General features: G+C 69.0%; 19 protein-coding genes. 9 read left to right on the forward strand and 10 right to left on the reverse strand.

The features are described from left to right. Positions 1–87 precede the first annotated feature (87 nt). The 8 genes from BC358_RS07000 (at position 88) to BC358_RS07035 (ending at position 8,468) form a co-directional block, all read left to right on the forward strand. Positions 88–2,724 carry a NosR/NirI family protein gene (locus tag BC358_RS07000; protein WP_079365255.1) on the forward strand — a complete coding sequence of 879 codons (2,637 nt, stop codon included), beginning with the start codon at positions 88–90 and terminating at the stop codon, positions 2,722–2,724. A 41-nt stretch (positions 2,725–2,765) separates the two neighbouring features. After that, positions 2,766–4,016 carry a nitrous oxide reductase family maturation protein NosD gene (locus tag BC358_RS07005; RefSeq protein WP_256861456.1) on the forward strand — a complete coding sequence of 417 codons (1,251 nt, stop codon included), beginning with the start codon at positions 2,766–2,768 and terminating at the stop codon, positions 4,014–4,016. Next, a complete protein-coding gene (locus BC358_RS07010; protein WP_079365256.1) occupies positions 3,997–4,941 on the forward strand; it encodes an ABC transporter ATP-binding protein in 945 nt (314 codons plus the stop codon). Before BC358_RS07005 ends, BC358_RS07010 begins: the two co-directional genes overlap by 20 nt. Beyond that, positions 4,938–5,765: an ABC transporter permease gene (locus BC358_RS07015; RefSeq protein ID WP_079365257.1), complete on the forward strand. Its 828-nt coding sequence runs from the start codon at positions 4,938–4,940 to the stop codon at positions 5,763–5,765. Before BC358_RS07010 ends, BC358_RS07015 begins: the two co-directional genes overlap by 4 nt. Further along, positions 5,762–6,319 carry a nitrous oxide reductase accessory protein NosL gene (locus BC358_RS07020; protein ID WP_079365258.1) on the forward strand — a complete coding sequence of 186 codons (558 nt, stop codon included), beginning with the start codon at positions 5,762–5,764 and terminating at the stop codon, positions 6,317–6,319. The genes BC358_RS07015 and BC358_RS07020 overlap by 4 nt, the downstream gene beginning before the upstream one ends. A 2-nt stretch (positions 6,320–6,321) precedes the next feature. Beyond that, positions 6,322–6,954 (forward strand): nitrous oxide reductase accessory protein NosL, encoded by a 633-nt coding sequence (locus BC358_RS07025; protein ID WP_079365259.1) that lies wholly within the window; start codon positions 6,322–6,324, stop codon positions 6,952–6,954. A gap of 82 nt (positions 6,955–7,036) precedes the next feature. Continuing rightward, positions 7,037–7,453: a cytochrome c5 family protein gene (locus tag BC358_RS07030; protein ID WP_066155725.1), complete on the forward strand. Its 417-nt coding sequence runs from the start codon at positions 7,037–7,039 to the stop codon at positions 7,451–7,453. Between the two features lie 19 nt (positions 7,454–7,472). Next, positions 7,473–8,468, forward strand: a complete 996-nt coding sequence (locus BC358_RS07035; protein ID WP_143434213.1) for an FAD:protein FMN transferase — start codon at positions 7,473–7,475, stop codon at positions 8,466–8,468. A gap of 21 nt (positions 8,469–8,489) precedes the next feature. On the opposite strand, the gene BC358_RS07040 is transcribed toward BC358_RS07035, so the two are convergent. From BC358_RS07040 to BC358_RS07085, 10 genes are all read right to left on the reverse strand, one after another. Next, on the reverse strand, positions 8,490–9,056 hold the full coding sequence (locus BC358_RS07040) for an Rrf2 family transcriptional regulator (RefSeq protein WP_079365261.1): 567 nt from the start codon (positions 9,054–9,056) through the stop codon (positions 8,490–8,492). 121 nt (positions 9,057–9,177) lie between these two features. Beyond that, positions 9,178–9,624 (reverse strand): OsmC family protein, encoded by a 447-nt coding sequence (locus BC358_RS07045; RefSeq protein ID WP_066155715.1) that lies wholly within the window; start codon positions 9,622–9,624, stop codon positions 9,178–9,180. 64 nt (positions 9,625–9,688) lie between these two features. Next, a complete protein-coding gene (gene fdhF, locus BC358_RS07050; protein ID WP_079365262.1) occupies positions 9,689–12,508 on the reverse strand; it encodes a formate dehydrogenase subunit alpha in 2,820 nt (939 codons plus the stop codon). Then, complete coding sequence (locus tag BC358_RS07055; protein ID WP_079365263.1) at positions 12,505–14,271, reverse strand: NADH-ubiquinone oxidoreductase-F iron-sulfur binding region domain-containing protein; 1,767 nt, start codon at positions 14,269–14,271, stop codon at positions 12,505–12,507. The genes fdhF and BC358_RS07055 overlap by 4 nt, the downstream gene beginning before the upstream one ends. A 58-nt stretch (positions 14,272–14,329) precedes the next feature. Next, the gene (locus BC358_RS07060) at positions 14,330–15,286 is read right to left on the reverse strand and encodes a LysR substrate-binding domain-containing protein (RefSeq protein ID WP_079365264.1); all 957 of its coding nucleotides are present in this window, start codon (positions 15,284–15,286) and stop codon (positions 14,330–14,332) included. Between the two features lie 229 nt (positions 15,287–15,515). After that, on the reverse strand, positions 15,516–15,815 hold the full coding sequence (locus BC358_RS07065) for a hypothetical protein (protein ID WP_079365265.1): 300 nt from the start codon (positions 15,813–15,815) through the stop codon (positions 15,516–15,518). A gap of 22 nt (positions 15,816–15,837) precedes the next feature. Continuing rightward, on the reverse strand, positions 15,838–16,092 hold the full coding sequence (locus BC358_RS07070) for a MoaD/ThiS family protein (RefSeq protein ID WP_066155703.1): 255 nt from the start codon (positions 16,090–16,092) through the stop codon (positions 15,838–15,840). Positions 16,093–16,099: 7 nt separating this feature from the next. Continuing rightward, positions 16,100–17,455 carry an NAD(P)/FAD-dependent oxidoreductase gene (locus BC358_RS07075; protein WP_066155700.1) on the reverse strand — a complete coding sequence of 452 codons (1,356 nt, stop codon included), beginning with the start codon at positions 17,453–17,455 and terminating at the stop codon, positions 16,100–16,102. 78 nt (positions 17,456–17,533) lie between these two features. Then, positions 17,534–19,381: an aldehyde ferredoxin oxidoreductase family protein gene (locus BC358_RS07080; RefSeq protein WP_066155698.1), complete on the reverse strand. Its 1,848-nt coding sequence runs from the start codon at positions 19,379–19,381 to the stop codon at positions 17,534–17,536. Positions 19,382–19,409: 28 nt separating this feature from the next. Beyond that, positions 19,410–19,883 (reverse strand): 4Fe-4S dicluster domain-containing protein, encoded by a 474-nt coding sequence (locus BC358_RS07085; RefSeq protein ID WP_066155694.1) that lies wholly within the window; start codon positions 19,881–19,883, stop codon positions 19,410–19,412. 441 nt (positions 19,884–20,324) lie between these two features. Between BC358_RS07085 and BC358_RS07090 the strand changes: the two genes are divergently transcribed. Beyond that, positions 20,325–20,795: a (2Fe-2S)-binding protein gene (locus tag BC358_RS07090; RefSeq protein ID WP_079365266.1), complete on the forward strand. Its 471-nt coding sequence runs from the start codon at positions 20,325–20,327 to the stop codon at positions 20,793–20,795. The last annotated feature ends 9 nt before the right edge of the window (positions 20,796–20,804 follow it).

The following is a 20,804-nucleotide window of genomic DNA, read 5'->3' on the forward strand; positions in this document are numbered from 1 at the left end:
GGCCCCTTCCCCGCCAGGGGAAGCTGTCCGCCGGCGGCGGTGCATCACCGTGATGCCCCGCCGCCGGCGACAACAGAGAGATTGAAGATGTCGACTGTTCGCCTGCTGGCCTCTGCGTTGGCCGCCTTCTGGCTGGGTCTGCTGACCCTGATGCCCGTGGACCGTGTGGCCCACGCCCAGTCCTACGAAGCCAAACTCCCCGACGACCTGGCCAGCCACCCCGCGCTGTGCGAGCGCGTGCCCTGCACCGAGGTGTTTCCCGGCGCCCAGGCCTTCTCGTCCCGCATGGGCCAGCCGCCCTATGTCGAGGCCTATGGCGAGGCCGACCCGCAGCAACCGGGCAAGCGCCGGCTGCTGGGCTATGTGATGCTGTCCACCGACATCACCGACACACCCGCGTATTCGGGCAAACCGGTGGTGACCCTGATCGGCATGGACCTGCAGGGCCGTTATGTCGGCGTCAAGGTGCTCAAACATTCCGAGCCCATCCTGCTGCTGGGCATTCCCGAAAAGGCGCTTGTCGATTTCAACAACCAGTACCTGGGCAAGTCGGTCAAGGACACGATCGAGGTCGGTCCCTCGCGCCCGGACGAGAACGTGCTGGGCGTGGACGCCATCTCCGGTGCCACGGTGACCGTGATCGCACAGAACCAGGTGATGCAGCTCTCCGGCTCGGCCGTGGCGCGGCAGGTCGGCATCATCGCGCCGACCGTGCGCGAGCCGGCCCGCTTTGTGGAACACAAGCGCCGCTACAACTGGAGCGAACTGGAACAGATGGGCGCGGTGCAGCGCCTGCGCGTGATGCCCGAACAGGTCGGGCTGGACCGCAGCCCCGAGCCCTTCATCGAACTGTGGTTCGGTGACCTCAACCACCCCGACACCGGCCGCAGCCTGATCGGCGAGCGCGGGTTCGAGAATCTGCACGACCAGCTCAAACCGGGCGACAACGCCTTCTTCGTCATCCGCAGCGCCGGCCAGGAGTCGTTCAAGGGCTCGGGATTCGTGCGCGGCGGGCTGTACGACCGCATCCAGGTCAAGCAGGGCGCCGACGCCTTCACCTTTCGCGACCTGGACTACCTCAACCTCTACGGACTGGAGGCCGACGGTGCGCCGTCGCCCACCGAGTCCGGCATCTTCATCATCCGCAAGGGCGCGTTCTCGGCTGCCCACCCCTGGCGCCTGGCCTTCCTGGGTAACCGGGTGGACCGCGCGACCGGCCACCGCAGCTTCGCCAACTTCGAAGCGCGGTACTGGCTGCCCGACGAACTGCTGCAGGGCGGCCGGCCGGTGGTGCAGGAACCTGAGGCGCCCTGGGTGCGCATCTGGAAATCCCGCGCCGTCGAGATCGCCCTGTTCGTGGCGCTGCTGGTCGCCGTCACCGTGGTCTACGCGCTGCGCGACCAGCTCACCCGCCGCTCCACGCACAAGAACAAGTGGCCGGTCAACGCCTTCAAGTACAGCGCCTGGGCCCTGTCGATCACCTTCGTCGGCTTCGGCGTCATGGCCCAGCCCTCGATCACGCAGGTGCTGACCTGGTTCCATTCGCTGCTGTTCCAGTGGACCTGGTCGCTGTTCCTGTCCGACCCGTTCATCTTCGTGTTCTGGATCTTCATCATCGTCACCGTGTTCCTGTTCGGGCGCGGCCTGTTCTGCGGCTGGATGTGCCCGTTCGGCTCGCTGTCGGAGGCGATCTACAAGGTGGCCGGCAAGATCGGCCTCAAACGCTGGCAGCGGCGGGTGCCGCAGCGCCTGCACGACCGGCTGAAGTGGCTGAAGTACGCGATCTTCTTCGGCCTGCTGGTGGTGTCGATGTTCTCCATGGGCCTGGCCGAAGTGCTGGCCGAGGTGGAGCCATTCAAGACCACCTTCCTGGTCGGCATCACCAACCGCAGCTGGCCCTATGGCCTGTTCGTGGCGGCCATCCTGGGCCTGTCGATCTTCATCGAGCGGCCGTACTGCAAGTACATCTGCCCGCTGGGCGCCTCGCTGGCCATGCCCAGCACCTTCCGCTGGTTCGGCCTGCGGCGCAAGCAGGACTGCAACAGCTGCAAGGCCTGCGCCGTGGGCTGCGGTGCCCAGGCCATCGACGCCGACGGCCGCATCGACCACCGCGAGTGCCTGCACTGCCTGGACTGCATGGTGCTCTACACCGACGAGAAGGGCTGCCCGCCGCTGGCCAAGGAACGCAAGCGGCGCGAGCGCGACGGCCTGTTGATCACGCCCATTGGCCGGGACGGCTACTACATCCCGCTCACGGTGATCCCCGCGGTATCGCAGGTCAGCGCCAAGGCCGCACAAGGTCCGGACCCCCGCATGCCCACGCCACCGGCCCAGCCCTGGCCGGGCGGCCGAGCCCCTGGTGTGCGCGGTCTCTGGCAGGAGCTGGTGCACCACCTCTGGCCCTGGAGCCGCGACGGCTGGCAGAACCAGCGCGCCCTGGCCTACGCCGGTCTGTCGCTGGCGCTGGCGGCCACCGCGGCCTGGGTGCTGGCGGCCGATGGCCGGCTCTCGGCCAGCGCCATCATCGGCTGGTGGTTCGGCTGGAGCGTGTACGAGGTGCTGATCCGCATGCAGGGCAAGCGCGTGGTCAAGGACGGCCCCTGGTGGCGTGCGCGCTACCGCGAGGCCAACTGGATGGACATGCTCAGCTACGTCGGATTCAAGAACCTGCTGATCGGCGCCACGCTGTTCCTGCTGCTCAAGTCGCTGGGAGCGCTGGCGTGACCCACTGGCCTGTGCAACTGCGTGCGCGGTTGCGTGCGTGGCTGGCAGTGGCCGGCCTCGCGCTGGCCGGCCCGTCCTGGGCCGCGGTCTGGCCCGTGGCGCCCGGCGCGGACCTGCAAGCCGTGGTGGCGCAGGCGGCGGCCGGCGACGTGGTCGAGGTGCAGCGCGGCTTCTACGCGGTGAACCTGCGCATCGACAAGCCGCTGACGCTGCGCGGCGTCGGCCGTCCCACGCTCAGCGGCGGCGGCAAGGGCGACACCATCCGCGTCACCGCGCCCGATGTGCTCATCGAAGGCCTGATCGTGCGCGACTCGGGCACCAGCCTCAAGGACCAGAACGCGGGCATCTACCTCCAGCCCGGCGCGCACCGCGCGGTGGTGCGCCGCTGCGACCTGACCTACAACCTGTTCGGCCTGTGGATCGAGAAGGCCGACGACGTGCGCATCGAACACAACCTCATCACCGGCCTGCGCGATTTCAACTCCGCGCAGCGCGGCAACGGCATCCAGCTCTACAACACCAAAGGCGCGCGCATCGTCGGCAACAACATCGGCTTCGTGCGCGACGCGCTCTACGTCGACGTCTCGCACCACGCCGAGTTCCGCGGCAACCGGCTGCACCACAGCCGCTACGGCACGCACTACATGAACTCGTACCACAACCTGTGGGAAGACAACGACAGCTACAACAACCGCGGCGGCCTGGCGCTGATGGAGGTGCGCGACCAGGTGGTGCAGCGCAACCGCACCTGGGGCAACACCGACCACGGCATCATGCTGCGCACCATGCAGGACTCGGTGATCGAGGGCAACGTGGTGGCCGACAACGACCGCGGCTTCTTCATCTACGACGTGGAGTACGTGACCCTGCGCGGCAACCTGGTGGTGAACAACCGCGTCGGCGTGCACCTCTCGGCCGGCTCCACGCGCAACCAGGTGGTGGGCAACGACTTCATCGCCAACCGCGAGCAGGTGCGCTACGTGGGCGCGCGCGACGAGCCCTGGGGCCGGCCCGAGCCGGGCCAGGGCAACCACTGGAGCAACTACCGCGGCTGGGACCGCAACGGCGACGGCGTCGGCGACGTGGGCTACGAGGCCAACGACCTGGTCGACCGCCTGCAGTGGCGCCACCCCATCGTCCAGCTGCTCATGGGCAGCCCCGCCGTGGAGGCCCTGCGCATCCTCGGCCAGCAATTCCCCGTCCTGCGCGTGCCCAGCGTGGTCGACCCCCACCCGGCCATGGCGCCGGCCCACCCTCAATGGAGCACCTGGCGTGAACACACACAGCGCTGATGCCTTGCGCCTGGAAGGCGTGACCAAGACCTACGGCAGCGCCAAGGCGCCGCTGAACGCGCTCGACGGCGTGGACCTCACCGTGCCCAGCGGCCAGCTGTTCGGCCTGATCGGCCACAACGGCGCCGGCAAGAGCACCCTGTTCAAGCTGGTGCTGGGCCTGATCCGGCCCAGCCGTGGCCAGATCCGCATCAGCGGCAGCCTGGTCAACGGGCCAGACTTCCGCGCGGTGCGGCGCACGCTGGGCTACCTGCCCGAGAACCTGGTGCTCTACGACAACCTCAGCGGCCTGGAGACGCTGCGTTTCTTCGCCCGCCTCAAGGGCGCGCCCGAGCGCCAGTGCGGCGAGCTGCTGGACCGCGTGGGGCTGGGCCAGGCCGGGCAGCGGGCCGTGCGCGAATACTCCAAGGGCATGCGCCAGCGCCTGGGTTTCGCGCAGGCCCTGCTGGGCGAACCGCGCCTGCTGCTGCTGGACGAGCCCACCACCGGCCTGGACCCTTCCGCCATCCGTGCTTTCTACGAGCAGCTGGACGTGCTGCGCGAGCAGGGCGTGACGCTGGTCATCAGCTCGCACATCCTGGCCGAGCTGCAGCAGCGCGTGGACGCGCTGGCCATGCTCAGCAACGGCCGCGTCTGCGCGCAGGGCTCGGTGCAGTCGCTGCGCGAGCGCTCGCGCATGCCCCTGAACTTCGTGCTGACCGGCTCGCCCGGGCAGTTGCACGCGCTCGACCAGCAGCGGCCCGACGCGCTGGCGGGCGCCACGCTCGACTGGCAACCCGTGGCCGCCGACCAGCGCGTGCTGCGCTGCGACCGCGCCCACAAGATGGCCGTGCTGCACTGGCTGGGCCAGGCCGGGCTGGCCGACCTGCAGGTGCAGGAGCCCTCGCTGGAAGACGTGTACTTCGGTCTGAAGGAGGCCGCATGACCCCCGCCCTCACCTGGCACCAGATGCAGGCGCTGGCCGCCAAGGAATTCCGCGACCGCCTGCGCAACCGCTGGGTGCTCGCCGTCGCCGTGGTGTTCACCGCGTTCTCGCTGCTCATCACCTACTTCGGCTCGGCCGCGCAGGGCCAGATCGGCCCACGCTCCATCGAGCTGACCATCGCCAGCCTGGTCAGCCTGGTGATCTACCTGATCCCGCTGATCGCGCTGCTGCTGGGCTTCGACGCCATCGTGGGCGAGCGCGAGCGCGGCTCGCTGGACCTGCTGCTGGCCCTGCCCATCACCCGGCTGGAACTGCTGCTGGGCAAGTACCTGGGCCTGGCCGCGGCGCTGACGCTGTCCACCGTGGCCGGCTTCGCGCTGGTGGCGGGCGTGCTGTACCAGCGCTTCGGCGCCAGCGCGCTCTACCACTACGGCGGTTTCGTGCTCAGCTCGGTGCTGCTGGGCCTGGCCTTCCTGAGCCTGGCGGTGCTGCTGTCGGTACTGGCGCGCGACCGCACCCGCGCCTCGGGCCTGGCGATCGCACTCTGGTTCGGCCTGGTGCTGGTGTTCGACCTGCTGCTGCTGGGCCTGCTGGTGGCCACCGGCGGCCAGGTCGGTGGCGAGGCCTTTGCCTACCTGCTGCTGCTCAACCCGGCCGACATCTTCCGCATCCTCAACGTGTTTTCGCTCGACGATGCCCAGCGCCTGTACGGCCTGGCCAGCATCCTGCCACCGGCCATGGGCCAGGTGGGCGGGCTGACGGCCGCCATGCTGGCCTGGATCGCCGGGCCCCTGCTGATTGCTTCCTGGAGATTCCGCGCATGACCCCCGACCTCCCCTTCGTGAACCGCCGCCGCCTGCTGTGCGGCTGCGCCGGCCTGGCCGGTCTCGCGGCCCTCAGCCTCGCCGGCTGCGGGCAGGACACCGCCTCGTCCGCGCAAGCCCAGGCACCGGCCGAGATCCAGCCGCATTCCAGCTGCTCGCTCGACGGCATGCTGCTTTCCGACTACCCCGGCCCCAAGGGCCAGATCCGTTTTGCCAACGTGGCCGAGGTGCAGTGGTTCTGCGACACCACCGAACTGCTGTCCACCCTGCTCGCGCCCGAGCAGGTGCGCACCGTGGTCAGCGCCTTCGTGCAGGACATGGCCAAGGCCGACTGGGAACAGCCCCGCGGCCACTGGATCGACGCCCGCCAGGCGGTCTATGTGCTGGGCAGCCGGCGCAGGGGTTCGATGGGCCCCACCGCGATCAGCTTCGCCAGCGATGCCGATGCGCAGGCCTTCGTGCAGCAGCAGGGCGGCCGGGCGCTGCGCTTTGCCGAGATCCAGCCCGCGATGGTCGATCTCAGCGGCGGTGCGCAGCAAGACACGCGCATGTGAGCATGCTCGAACGACGCAGCATCCTGGGACTGGCGGTGGCGGGTGGCGCGGTCCTGCTGACCGGCGCGGCCCAGCGCTGGTGGCCGCCCGGCGCGTCCCGTGCCGCACCGGGCACGGCGCCGCCGGACGACATCTGCCTGGTCGCGCCGCCTTTCGCGTTCGATCCGGCATCGGGGCTCCCGGTGGCGGCCGCGCGCCCCATTCCCGAGCACGCACGCTGCCCGGTCTGCGGCATGTTCCCGGCCCGCCAGCCGCGCTGGGCGGCGCAGGTGATCTTTTCCAACGGCGACGTGCAGTACCTCGACTCGCCGCTCAGCCTGTTCCTCTACCTGCAGAACGTGCCGCGCTACACCGTGGGCCAGCAGGCCAGCCGCATCCTCGCGATGTACGCCACCGACCTGGAGACCGGCGCCTGGGTGCCCGCGCAACAGGCGGTGTACGTGCACGGTTCGCGCACCCTGGGTCCCATGCGCTCGGGCAACCTGCCCGCGTTTGCCAGCGCGGCCGCGGCCGCGGCCTTCATCGCCCGCCAGGGCGGCACCGCCGTCGGTGCCGACGCGTTGCGGCGCACGCTGCCGGCCGAGCTGCAGCGGCTTGCCCCGCAGACCCACGAGGGCCACGACGCCGCGGTTTGATCACCGTCAAGTCAAGTTTTTAAGATTCATATTGAATGCATATTAAAATCTGCTCGTCTCCTCTTCTTCAAAGAAAGCTCCCATGAACGCACGACACCTCCTGCTCTCCCTCGGCTGCGCCCTGACCCTGGCAGCCTGCGGCGACAAGCCCGCCGAAGCCCCTGCCGCCAGCACCGCACCGGCCGCTCCTGCAGCGGCTCCCGCCGCCCCTGAGGCAGCCCCGGCCCCTGCACCGGTGGCCGAAAACGCGGTCGGCAAGAAGGTGTATGGCAGCACCTGCGCCCTGTGCCACGCCGCTGGTGTGGCCGGCGCCCCCAAGCCCGGCGACAAGGCCGACTGGGGTCCGCGCATCGCCCAGGGCAACGACACGCTGTACAAGCACGCCCTGGAAGGCTTCACCGGCGCCAAGGGCATGATGCCCGCGCGCGGCGGTGGCGCATCCCTGACCGATGACGAGGTCAAGGCCGCGGTCGACCACATGGTCGCGCTGTCGCAGTAACCGATCACCGGGCCACGCCATGAACCTGCACCGACGCCACCTCCTCTCCGGCCTGGGCCTGCTCGTGGCCGGCTGGAGCCTCCATCCGGGCCTGGCCCTGGCCGGGGTCCGGCGCGACAGCCGGGTGCTGATGGGCACGCGGGTGGACATGGTGGTTCCTGACGCGCCGGACGCCGCGAGCGCCATCGAGGCCGCCTGGGCCGAGATGCAGCGGCAGGAACGCCTGATGAGCCGCTACCGCAGCGAGAGCCTGGTCTCGGCCCTGCACCGGCAGGCAGGCCGTGGATCGGTGCAGGCACCGCCCGAGCTGCTGGCCGTGTTGCGGCAGGCCGCCGCGCTGTCCGAGCGCACGCGCGGCGATTTCGACATCAGCGTCGGTGCCTACGACGGCTGGTCGTTCGACCCCGCGCAGCCCCGCCGCCCCTCGGCACAGGAGCTGCTGGAAGAACGCCGGTTCGTGAACCACCGCGATGTGCGCATCGAGGGCGACCGCGTGCGGCTGGCCCGCCCCGGCATGCGCATCGACCTGGGCGGCGTGGCCAAGCTGCCCGTGCTGCAGGCCGGCATGCAGGTGCTGGAACACCACGGCATCCGCCACGCCATGATCAACGGCGGCGGAGACGTGCTCACGCGTGGCCAGCTCCACGGCCAGGACTGGCGCGTGGGCCTGCGCGATCCGCGCGCACCCGAGAAGCTGCTGGGCGTGGTGACGCTGCGCGACGGCTGCGTCGCGTCTTCTGGCGACTACGAACGCAGCTTCCGGCAGGCCGGCCGCCGCTACCACCACGTGCTGGACCCGCGCACCGGCTGGCCCACCGAGGGGGTGCGTGGCGTGGTGCTGGTGGCCCGCGACACGGCCGCCGTCAACGGCATCGGCGCGGCCGCCATGGTCGGCGGCCCAGCGCGCGGCCTGGACCTCATGGCCTCGCTGCCGGGGGTCGACAGTCTGCTCGTGGACACGGCGGGCGAGGTGCACACCCGCGGCCGCATGGCGCAGCGGCTGCAGGCCGCCTGAGCGCCCCGCCCCTTCGGGGCTTCAACCCTTGGCGGGGGGCGGCTTGGCCGTCTTGCGGGCGGTCGCCGGGCGGACCGGCTTCTTCGGGGCGGGCGCCGCTTTGGCTGCCGGGCGCTGCAGCGCCGCCATCTGGATCGGGATCAGGTGCGGCAACTGCCCCGCCACCGCGGCCGACCGGGCCGTGGGCGCCAGCAGGTCGGACAGCGTCACGCCATCGAGCGCCACCAGAAAAGCCTGCATGGCCTGACCCAGCGCACCCTTGAGCCGGCAGTAGCCGTTCAGGCGGCAGGTGTTGTGCTGGACATCGAAACACTCGACCAGGTTCAGGTCGGGCTCGGTCTCCCTGATCACCTGCCCCAGAGTCAGCCGGCGCGGGTCGGCCATCAGCCGTAGGCCGCCCCCACGCCCCCGGGTCGTGGCGAGCCAGCCATGGCCGGCGAGGATCATCACGATCTTGGTCAGGTGGCTGCGAGAGATGCCGTGCGCCTCGGCAATCTCGCTGACGGTGGGCGGCTGGGCACGGCCTTCGCAGGCCGCGCAGTACATCAGCACACGCAGGCTGTAATCGGTCCACTGGGTCAGTCGCATCGGTTCACCGTCTCGATCGGATACAGGCCGGGGTAGCCTGAGGCATCACTCTACCCCGATTGTCCAGGCGGACGGCGACCGACTATTTGATGCAGCGCACCTGCCGCGCATCGTCGGCTGATCAACCCTTGAGCACGGCGCCCGCGCCGTCGCGCACCTGCAGGTCGATGGCGATGCCCTGGCGCACGCTCATGGATACGGTGCAGAACTCCTCGAACTGAGCGAGCACGCGGTCCAGGTGCTCCAGTTCGGCGGCGGTCTTGCCCAGCTCCAGCTGCACATGGATGCGCTGGATGCGCAGGCGCTTGTTCTCGTTGCGACCCATCTCCGGTGTGGCGGTGGCGATCAGCGCGCCCGGGTCCTGCTTGAACTTCTGCAGCGAGAACAGCAGGCTGGCGCTGAGGCAGTTGGCCACCGCGGCCAGCAGCATGTGGTCGGGTGCGGGCCCGGCACCCTGCCCCAGCGGCGCGGGCTCGTCGGCCAGCAGTTGCGGGAGGGTCTCGCCGAAGTCGACCAGGAACTGGTAGCCGGACTGGCGGGTGATGGTGACACTGGCGTTGTCGCTCATGGCGTTTTCCGATGGAGTGGGACAAGTGGCTTCATCTTAGCCATTCTCCCCGGGGTATGAAGCATCACCCCGCCTTCTGCACCGACACCGCGCAGTACTTGAACTCCGGGATCTTGCCGAAGGGGTCCAGCGCCGCGTTGGTCAGCAGGTTGGCCGCCGCCTCCGAGTAGGCGAACGGAATGAACACGCAGCCGGCGGCGGTGCCATCGTCCTGCCGCGCGCGCAGCGTCACCTCGCCCCGGCGCGAGCGCACGGTGATGCGCTCGCCCGGCCTCACGCCCAGCCACGCCAGGTCGGCCGCGGCCAGGCTGGCCGTGGCCTCGGGCTCCAATGCGTCGAGCACGGTCGCGCGGCGCGTCATGCTGCCGGTGTGCCAGTGTTCGAGCTGGCGGCCGGTGATCAGCACCATGGGGTAGTCCGCATCGGGTGTCTCGTCCGCCGGCACCAGTTCGGTCGGCACCAGCCGCAGCCGGCCGTCCTGGGTCGGGAAGCGGTCGATGAAGACGATGGGGTGGCCCGGGTCGTCGTCGGTGAGGCAGGGGTAGGTCACACTGCCCTCGCGCTCCAGCCGCTCCCAGCGGATGCCGCCGATGGCCGCGTGCATGGCCTGGCGCATCTCGTCGTAGACGGCGGCCACGCCGTGGTGCTCGCCCTCGTAGCGCCACGACAGACCCATGCGCTGCGCCATCTGCTGGATGATCCAGAGGTCGGCGCGCGCATCGCCCGGCGGGTCGATCGCCTGCCGGCCCAGCTGCACCATGCGGTCGGTGTTGCTGACGGTGCCGGTCTTCTCGGGCCAGGCGCTGGCGGGCAGGATCACGTCGGCCAGCCAGGCGGTTTCGGTCATGAAGATGTCCTGCACCACCAGATGTTCCAGCGAGGCCAGCGCGTGGCGCGTGTGGTTCAGGTTGGGGTCGCTCATGGCCGGGTTCTCGCCCATGATGTAGAGACCGCGCAGCTTGTGCGGGTCGCTGTCGTCGGCCAGCGCCTTGTCCATCAGCTCGACCACGGTGTACCCCGGCGCGCGGTCCAGCGGCGTGCCCCAGAAGTCCTCGAACCAGGCGTGGGCCGCCGCGTTGTCGACCCGCTGGTAGTTGGGGAACATCATCGGGATCAGGCCGGCGTCGCTCGCGCCCTGCACGTTGTTCTGGCCGCGCAGCGGGTGCAGGCCGCTGCCCGGTTTGCCGATCTGGCCGGTGATGGCGCACAGCGCGATCAGGCAGCGCACGTTGTCGGTGCCGTGCACGTGTTGGCTCACGCCCATGCCCCAGAGGATCATCGCGGCCTTCGCGGTCGCGAACGCGCGCGCCACCTCGCGGATCGTCTGCGCGGGAATGCCGCAGACCGGCGCCATCGCCTCGGGGCTGAAGCGCGCCACGCTCTGCGCCAGCTCCTCGTAGTGCGTGGTGCGCTGCGCGACGAAGTCCTGGTTCACCAGGCCCTCGTCGATCACGGTGTGGATCATCGCGTTGAGCAGGGCCACGTCGGTGTCGGGCCGGAACGGCAGCGTGCGCCAGGCGTGCTGGCCGATGTCGGTGATGCGCGGGTCGGCCAGCACGATGCGCGTGCCGTTCTGCGCCGCGTTCTTCATCCAGGTCGCGGCCACCGGGTGGTTGACCGTGGGGTTGGAGCCGATCACCAGGATCAGCTCGGCGTGCGCCACGTCGTTGACCGGGTTGCTCACCGCGCCCGAGCCCACGCCTTCGAGCAGCGCCGCGACGCTGGAGGCGTGGCACAGGCGGGTGCAGTGGTCGACGTTGTTGGAACCGAAGCCGGTGCGCACCAGCTTCTGGAACAGGTAGGCCTCTTCGTTCGTGCCCTTGGCGGAGCCGAAGCCGGCCAGACTCTTCGGACCGTGCGTGTCGCGCAGCGCCTTGAGTTTTCCGGCAGCCAGTTCCAGGGCTTCGTCCCAGGTGGCTTCCCGGAAGGTGTCGCGCCAGTCGGCGTCGCGCGCGGGGATCGCGTCGCCGTGTTTGGGCACGCCCTCGCGGCGGACCAGCGGCACCGTGAGACGGCCGGCGTGGTGCACGTAGTCGAAACCGAAGCGGCCCTTGACGCACAGGCGGCCGTGGTTGGCCGGGCCGTCGCGGCCCTCGACCGCCACGATCTGGCCGTCGCGCACCTTGTAGCTGAGCTGGCAGCCCACACCACAGAACGGGCACACCGAGTCCACCGAGCGGTCCACCGCCTGCGAACCCACCAGGCTCTTGGGCGACAGCGCGCCGGTCGGGCAGGCCTGCACGCACTCGCCACAGGCCACACAGCTGCTCGCGCCCATGGCGTCGCCCAGGTCGAACACGATCTCGGCGTGGCCGCCACGGCCGGCGAAGCCGATCACGCCGTTGACCTGCTCCTCGCGGCAGGCGCGCACGCAGCGCCGGCACTGGATGCAGGCGTCGAGGTTCACCGCCATCGCGGGGTGCGAGAGGTCGGGCGCAGGTTGTTCGCGCCGCAGGGCCTGCAGCGCGGGCCGCACCGACACGTCTTCGCGCTGCGCCCAGTCGCTCAGCTCGCCGTGCGGCTGTCGGCCATCGGCGTCGAGCCACTGGTGGCCCTGGTCGGGCATGTCGGACAGCAGCAGCTCCAGCACCATCTGGCGCGACTTCTTCGCGCGCAGGCTGTCGGTCAGCACCTTCAGGCCCGGCGTCACGCTGCGGCAGCAGCTGGCGGCCAGCGCACGCTCGCCCGCCACCTCGACTACGCAGGCGCGGCAGTTGCCGTCGGGCCGCAGCGGGTCGCTGTGGCACAGGTGCGGCAGCTCGGTGCCGTGGCGCTTCGCGGCGTCGAAGATCGATTCGCCTTCAAACGCCTCGACCTCACGGCCATCGAGCTCGAAATTCAGCTTCACCGGCATCAGCTGCTCGGGGCTCAGCGGGCGGTTCATGCTGCACCTCCGACCTCGTGCGCAAAGTGCTTCAACACCGAGCGGATCGGGTTGGGAGCGGCCTGGCCCAGGCCACAGATCGAGGCGTCGCCCATCACGTCGGCGAGGTCGCGCAGCGTGTCCTGGTCCCAGGTGTCGGACGCCATCAGGCGCGCGGCCTTGTCGGTGCCGACGCGGCAGGGCGTGCACTGGCCGCAGCTCTCGTCCTTGAAGAAGCGCATCACGTTGAGCGCGGCCTCCCGCACGCTGTCGTGCTGGCCGAGCACCATCACCGCCGCCGAGCCGATGAAGCAGCCGTGCGGCTGCAGGGTGTCGAAATCCAACGGGATGTCGGCCATGCTGGCCGGCAGGATGCCGCCGCTGGCGCCGCCGGGCAGGTAGGCGTGGAGCGTGTGGCCCTCGGCCATGCCGCCGCAGAATTCGTCGATCAGTTCGCGCAGCGTGATGCCCGCGGGCGCCAGCTTGACGCCGGGCTCGCGCACCCGGCCGCTGACGCTGAAGCTGCGCAGGCCCTTGCGGCCGTGGCGGCCGTGCGAGGCGAACCAGTCGGCACCGCGCTCGACGATCTCGCGCACCCAGTACAGCGTCTCGAAGTTGTGCTCCAGCGTGGGCCGGCCGAACAGGCCGACCTCGGCGATGTAGGGCGGGCGCAGGCGCGGTTCGCCGCGCTTGCCTTCGATGCTCTCGATCATCGCGGACTCCTCGCCGCAGATGTAGGCGCCCGCGCCGCGCCGCAGCTCGATGGTGGGCAGCGGGTACGGCGGGTCGGCCTGCAGCGCGGCGAGCTGTTCCTGCAGCAGCGCGCGGCAGTCGTGGTACTCGTCGCGCAGGTAGATGTAGACCTTGTCGATGCCGACCACCGCCGCAGCAATCAGCACGCCTTCCAGGAAACGGTGCGGATCGCGTTCGAGGTAGTGGCGGTCCTTGAAGGTGCCGGGTTCGCCCTCGTCGATGTTCACCGCCATCAGGCGCGGCGCCGCGAAGCCGCGCACGATGCGCCACTTGCGGCCGGCCGGGAAACCGGCTCCGCCCAGGCCGCGCAGGCCGGCGTGCTCCAGCGTCTGGATCAGGACCTCGGGGTCGTGCGCGCCCTGCGCGACCGCCGTCGCCAGCCGGTAGCCGCCGCCGGCGCGGTAGGCCGCCAGATCGACAAACTCGGGCACGCGTTCGCGCGGCAGGATTTCACCCGCCAGCGCCCGCTGCGCGAGCGCCTCGACCCTGGACTCGTTGGCGTGCGGCACCGCCGCCTGCGCCACCTGGGCCACGGGCGCCTGGGCGCAGCGCCCCAGGCAGGGCGCCGCCTGCACACGCACGCCCTCGCCCAGCCGGACGCGCAGGCGCTGCAGCAGCTCACCGCCGCCGGCCAGGCTGCAGCTGAGCGAGTCGCAGACCCGCACCGTGACCGCCGGCCCGATCTGCCCGTCGCGCAGGACCTCGAAGTGGTGGTAGAAGCTCGCCACCTCGTAGACCTCGGCCACCGGCAGGTTCATCTCCTGCGCCAGCGCCACCAGCAGGGCCTCGGGCAGGCCGTGGTGCGCGTCGTTGATGCTGTGCAGGTGTTCGATCAGCAGGTCGCGGCGGTGGCCCTCTTCGGGCCGCTCGCCGATCAGGGCGCGCAGCGCCTGCAGGGCCTCGGGCGTGGCCTGGCGACCCTTGAGCCGGTCGCGGGCCCGCTTCTGCGGACGTGCGTCGTGCGGACGGACCTCGGCGGCGGGGCCGCGCGAAGGGACGATCGGGATGGTGCGAATGGCGGACGAACTCATCGCCGCACTGTGTCGGTTGCGCAGCGTGCCGTCAAATTGGTTTGGGACATGGGTTCATTCAAGTCTTGAATGAACCGCTGGTGGCGGCCAGCTCGGCGCGCCAGTCCGCATCGCGGGCCAGCGCCAGCGCGGCCTCCTGCGTGCGCGTGAGCGCCACCTCGCGGCGCACCAGGAAGCCGACCGGGGTCTGCACCTCGGGTTTCACCAGGGGCCGGAACAGCAGACCCGGCTGTTCGCGCAGGCTGGAGACCAGGGCGCCAGGCATCACGCTCGCCAGCGGGCCGGTGCGCACTGCAAGCGCCAGCGAGAGCACGGAGTTGGTCTCCATCACCGGCTTCACCGCTACACCCGCGCGGGCGAACGCGGCATCGACGATGCTGCGGTTGTGCATGTCGGGCGTGAGCAGGCAAAGATCAAATCCAACCGTGTCGGCCCAGGCCAGCGGCTCGCCGATGCGGCTGGGCGGCGGTGACTTGGCGCGCACCGCACGGGGCGCTTGGGTCACGAGGTAGAGGCGCTCCTGGTATTGCGGAAACACCTGGAAGCCACTGCCGCGGGCGCTGACGCGCTCCAGAAAGCCCAGGCCCAGGTCGAGCGTCAGGGCCTTCAGGCCCGATTCGATCTCGCCCGACGGCAGGGACAGCAGCACCGGCGCGATGCCGGGGTGACGCGATTGCAGCAGTGCGCAGAAACGCGTGGCCACCGGCACGGCCGACGGCACCACCCCCAGCCGCAGGCTGCCCACGGGCTGGTCCTGCTGGCTGGCCAGGGACTGCTGCAGGGCTTCGTGTTCGCGCAGCATGCGGCGCGCGGACGCCAGCACCTGTTCGCCTTCGGGCGTCAGGCCCGAGTAGGTGCGGCCGCGGCGCACGATGGGCGTGCCCAGCTCCCGCTCCAGGGCGCGCAGCGCATTCGACAGCGCCGGCTGGGTGATGTGGCAGGCCTTGGCCGCGCGGTCGAAGTGGCGGTGGTCGTGCAGCGCCACCAGGTAGCGCATGGAGGTGAGCAGGTTCATGGCCCTGCAGCCTAGCAGGACCGCCCCCTCCGCGCGGGACTCAGTAGCGGACGTTGCTGCGGTCGATGGCGGGCCAGGGTCTCGCAGGCCTTGCGTTTCTCGGCCGGCATATGGGGAGGGAGCAGGCCGGTTTTCTCTTCCGCCCTCAGCGACTTGTCCAGCAGGCGGCTGGCGCGGCTCTCGAAGCAGGACTCCGCGTTCAGGGCCCCGTTGACGATGACACGAAAGTTCAACCGCCGCCGCGCTGAAGGCTCAGGTCAAAGGGCTTCATGAACGTCCGCCGCTGGTCCGCATCCAGCCCGCGGAAGGCGAACACCACCTTCAAGCGCTGCATGCGCAGCAGCGCGATGCGGCGCTCGGGCAGGGGCTCCCAGGCGATGTCCAGCGCGCCCGGGGGAATGTCCACGGTGATGCGCGCCCCCTCGCGCCGCCAGGCATGGGCCCCGAGCGCCCGCGGCATCCAGCCCAGCCACTCGGCCTCGCTGCAGCCGACGTCGCGCTCGAACCGTTCGGGGTAATCCGATTGCATGGGGACTGGTCCGCAGCGGCGCTCAGCCGCCGGCGATCGGCGGCCAGATGGCAAGCACGTCGCCCTCGCTCAGCGTCGCGCTCAGGCGCTGCTCGGGAGCGACGTACTTGCCGTTGACCAGCACCAGGTGCACCAGCTTCGGCGGCAGGCCGAAGGGTTCGATGATCTGGCTGATCGGCGCATCGGGCGCCACATCCAGTTCGATCTGGTTGCTGCGCCGGGCCTCGGGCGGCAGGTGGTCGGTGAGCGTGGCAAAGAGCTTGAAGGTGATCTTCATGCCAGGATCATGCCCTGCGCCGGTCATCGGCTGCACCACTCCAGTGGCCTTGGCCCTGCGCGGCGGACAGGTAAGCGTCCATCAGCTTCGTGGGGTCGGCGATCAGCCGGTCTTTCCACTCGCCCAGCTTCACCTGCCCCTCGACCAGGCCACGCATCACGCCCACGTGCTCGGTCCAGCCCACGCTGTTGCAGCCCACCATCTGGTCGCCCTTGAACTGCAGGCTCAGGTGCCTGTGGTTGGCCTTGTCGGTCAGCTCCACGTGCTGGCCGCCCGGCAGACCTTCCCAGTTGCCGAAGCTGCTGGAGATCAGGCCCAGGGTGTCGAGCACGTTGATCTGCGTCACGCCCATCAGTTCGGCCTGCTGGCCGACCATGTTCAGCGCCGCCACACGCGCCTGTTCGGCGGCGTTGGGCTGGATGGCGCTGACGATGGTCTTGCCGCTGACCTTGTCGAAGGCCTCGGCGCAGTCGCCCGCAGCGTAGATGCCCGGCACGTTGGTCTGCAGGTGCTCGTCGGTCAGCACGCCGACCAGGCAGCGCACGCCGGAATTTTCCAGGAAACCGATGTTGGGCTTGACGCCGGTGGCGCTGATGACCAGGTCCGCGTCAAGCTGCTGACCAGTGGACAGGCGCACCGTCATCCGGCCACTGGGCATGGCGCTCTGGCCGATGCCGACCACTTCGGCGATCTTGCCCAGCAGGCCCTTTTCAGCGCCGGTGCCGCGTTCGATGGCCTCGACCCGGGCGCCGGTGTAGACCTTCACACCCTTGGTCTCGCACCAGTCCTTGATCATGCCGCCGGCCGTCGGCCCCATCATGCGCGGCACCATGCGGTCGCCCATCTCCACGACGGAGAGTTCCACGCCGCGTTGCTGCAGCGCTTCCATGATGATGCAGCCGATGAAGCCCGCGCCCATCTGCAGCACCTTGGCGCCGGGCTGGGCGAGGTTGGCGATGGCGCGTGCGTCGGCCAGCGTCCAGCAGCTGTGCACGCCGGGGCCGTTGATGCCGGGGATCGGCGGGGTCGCAGGCGAGGAACCGGTGGCGATCAGCAGCTTGTCGAACGCGATGGTGTTGCCGTCGCTCAGTTCGATGGTCCGCTTGGCCGAATCCAGCACCTTGGCGCGCACCCCGCGCCGCACGGTGATGCCCAGCTTCTCGAAGTGGCCCGCCGTGTGGCGCAGGTGTGTGCCCTCCTCGCCGACCTTGCCGATCAGCAGGTAGGGAATGGCCATGCGCGAATACGGCGCTTCGTTCTCGTCACCGATGACGGTGATCTGGTCCTTGGGTGCGTGCTTGCGGATGGTTTCGGCCGCGATGACGCCGGCCGGGCCGGCGCCGAGGATGACGTGGTGGGTCATGTTCTGTTCTCCAAACTCCAAAAAAAGAAGCGGTCACGGGGACCGCTTCTTCGGTGCATCAGTCCCCGATGCGCAGGATCAGAGACCCAGGCGCGCCTTGGTGTCTGCCGTCGGACGGCCTTCGGTGTCCCAGCCGCGCACTTCGTAGTACTTGGGCAGCATCTCGCCGAGCTTGCTGACCGTGCCCTTGCCCGGGCCGGTCTTGGCGGCTTCGGTCATCAGGCGCTTGGGCAGGTTGTCGTCGGCCTTGGTGAAGCCGGCGGCGTTGTTGAACTCGCGCTCCATGTTCCAGATGCGCTCGCCGATGTGGTTGAGGTGTTCCATCGTGAACTCCTCTCCGCAGGCGGCCTGCACCTGGGGTGCCACGTCGGCCAGGGTCCAGGCGAAGCTGGTGAAGATGCAGATGCCGGCGGAGTCGAAGGCCGCGGTCGCATCCTGGAAGGCCTTGACCAGCTCGGGCTTGCCCGCGCTCTCGGACGGCTCGGTCTTGACCGGGATGCCCAGCACTTCGGACGCGATGGTGTAGCCGCGCAGGTGGCAGGCGCCGCGGTTGGACGTGGCATAGGCCAGGCCGATGCCCTGGATCACACGACCGTCGTAGGCCGGGAATTCCTGGCCCTTGACGCTCATGGACAGGTCGGGGTGGCCGTACTTGGCGGTCAGGCGCTTGGAGCCCAGGCCGATCTCCTTGCCAAAGCCTTCGCCCTTGGCGGTCATCACAGCCAGTTCGCACAGCGCCTTGGCCGAGCCGAACGGCGCTTCGATGCCGATCTGCTCCTTGGTGAGCACGCCCATTTCGTACAGCTCCATCACGGCGCCGATGGTGGCGCCGAAGCTGATCGGGTCCATGCCCTCTTCGTTGCAGATCAGGTTGGCGAACTGCAGCGCTTCGAGGTCGTTCACGCCGTTGGCGGCGCCCAGGGCCCAGGCGGCTTCGTATTCCAGACCACCCGACGCACCCCAGTACTCGGGCTTGTTGGCCACCGAGAAGTGGCTCTCGTCGATCTTGGAGATGCGGCCGCAGGCGATGGTGCAGCCAAAGCAGGCCTGGTTGGTCACCAGGTGCTTCTTGCCGTCGGTCGCGCGCGGCGTGGCCATGGCTTCGGCCGAGATGTCCTTGGCGCCCTCGAACTGCACGTCGCGGTGGTTGCGCGTGGGCAAGCCGCCGATTTCGTTGATCACGTTCATCAGCACCTGGGTGCCATAGGTGGGCAGGCCCTGGCCGGTGACGGCGTTGTCGGCCAGCACCTTCTTGGCGGCCTTGGCGGCGGCCATGAAGGCCTTGGGGTCGCGCACATTGCCCACGCCCTTGGTGCCGCGCACGGCAATCGCCTTGAGGTTCTTGCTGCCCATGACGGTGCCCACGCCCGAGCGGCCGGCCGCACGGTGCAGGTCGTTCACCACGGCCGCGTACAGCACGCCCACTTCACCGGACTTGCCGATGCTGGAGACGCGCAGCAGCGGGTCCTGCAGGCTGGTCTTGAGCATCTCTTCGGTCTTCCAGACGCTCTGGCCCCAGAGGTGGCCCGCGTCGCGCAGCTCGGCCACGTCGTCGTTGATGTAGAGGTAGACCGGCTTGGCCGACTTGCCTTCGAAGATGACCATGTCCCAGCCGGCCATCTTGAGTTCGGCACCCCAGTAGCCGCCCGAGTTGGAGCAGGCGATGGCGCCGGTCAGCGGGCCCTTGGTGACCACGGTGTAGCGGCCGCCGGTGGAGGCCATGGTGCCGGTCAGCGGGCCGGTGGCCCAGATGATCTTGTTCTCCGGCGACAGCGGGTCGACCTTGGGGTCGATTTCGCTGGTGAGGTATTTGGTGGCGAGGCCGCGCGAACCCAGGTAGGCCTTGGCCCACTCCATGTTCAGCGGTTCGGATGTGACGGTGCCCGCGGTCAGGTTGACGCGGAGGATTTTTCCAGCCCAAGACATGTTGATGCTCCTTGTATGTGTTGGGGGATCAGGCGGCCGCCTGGTTGCCCAGCTTGTCGGCCCACTGCTTCATCTTGTCGATGCCAGACCAGTTGGCATCAATGAACGTGATGGCGCCGGTCGGGCAGGCGTCGGCACAGGCCGGCTCGCCGCCGCAGAGGTCGCACTTCTGGACCTTGCCGGTTTCCTGCACGTAGTTGATGGTGCCGAAGGGGCAGCTGATGGTGCAGACCTTGCAGCCCACGCAGGTGGTTTCGTTCACCACCTTGGCGCCGGTCACCTTGTCGACCGTGATGGCCTCCACCGGGCAGGCGTGCAGGCACCAGGCCTCGTCGCACTGGGTGCAGGTGTAGGGCACCTTCTTGCCGGTGTGGTGGAAGTCGAAGACCTTGATGCGCGACTTCGAGGTGGCGTAGGTGCCGTAGTTCTCGAACGAGCAGGCCATTTCGCACTGCAGGCAGCCGGTGCACTTGTCGGCGTTGATGTGGAGTGTTTTCTGCATGTAGTTTCTCCGGTGGTGGGGCACACATGGCCCATCAGGAGACCTATGACCATGTGTTCATACGATTGTTGACGTGAAGCACAGCCACTTCGTCAGGGTTAACCCGAAAAGCTCCGCGCCGCTATCAGAAAGTCTCAGATTGAGACTGCCACATGCTGCCCTGCACAACGCCTTGATTTCAAACGGAATTACCGAATCAACAACGTTCATCCGGCGAAATAACACCACCCAACATAGGAATCGGAATACATAGCTTAGAAATGCAGCTGATTTCACAAATTTCCTTTGAAATCAATGCATTTCATTGCCTTTTCAAGCGTCTCAATTTGAGAATGTTTCAGACCGCAATTTGCAATTGAGGGTTAACACTCAAATCGCCGCGGCGCTGCGATGTTTCACTGTTTGAGGACCCCAAGAGGCCCCAACCATCAGGAGACACAGATGCAGGTTCAGCTCACGGTCAACGGCCAGGCCCGGTCGGTCGACGTTCCGCCCAATACCCTTCTCGTCCAGGTGCTCCGGGAGCACCTCAAGCTCACCGGCACCCACATCGGCTGCGACACCTCGCAGTGCGGCGCCTGCACCGTCATCAAGGACGGCCGCGCCATCAAGTCGTGCAGCGTGCTGGCCGCCCAGGTCAGCGGTTCGGAGATCACCACCATCGAAGGGCTGGCCGCCGCCGACGGCGCCATGCACCCGATGCAGGCGGCGTTCAAGGAATGCCACGGCCTGCAGTGCGGCTTCTGCACCCCGGGCATGGTCATGAGCGCGGTGGACCTCTGCAAGCACCACCCCGAGGCCGACGAGACGGAAGTCCGCGAGCTGCTCGAAGGCAACCTGTGCCGCTGCACCGGTTACCAGAACATCGTCAAGGCCGTGCTCAAGGGCAAGGCCGACATGGCTTCGGCCTGAGGAGACACG

This window comes from Hydrogenophaga sp. H7 (assembly GCF_002025745.1).
In the GTDB taxonomy this organism is placed as follows: domain Bacteria; phylum Pseudomonadota; class Gammaproteobacteria; order Burkholderiales; family Burkholderiaceae_C; genus Hydrogenophaga; species Hydrogenophaga pseudoflava.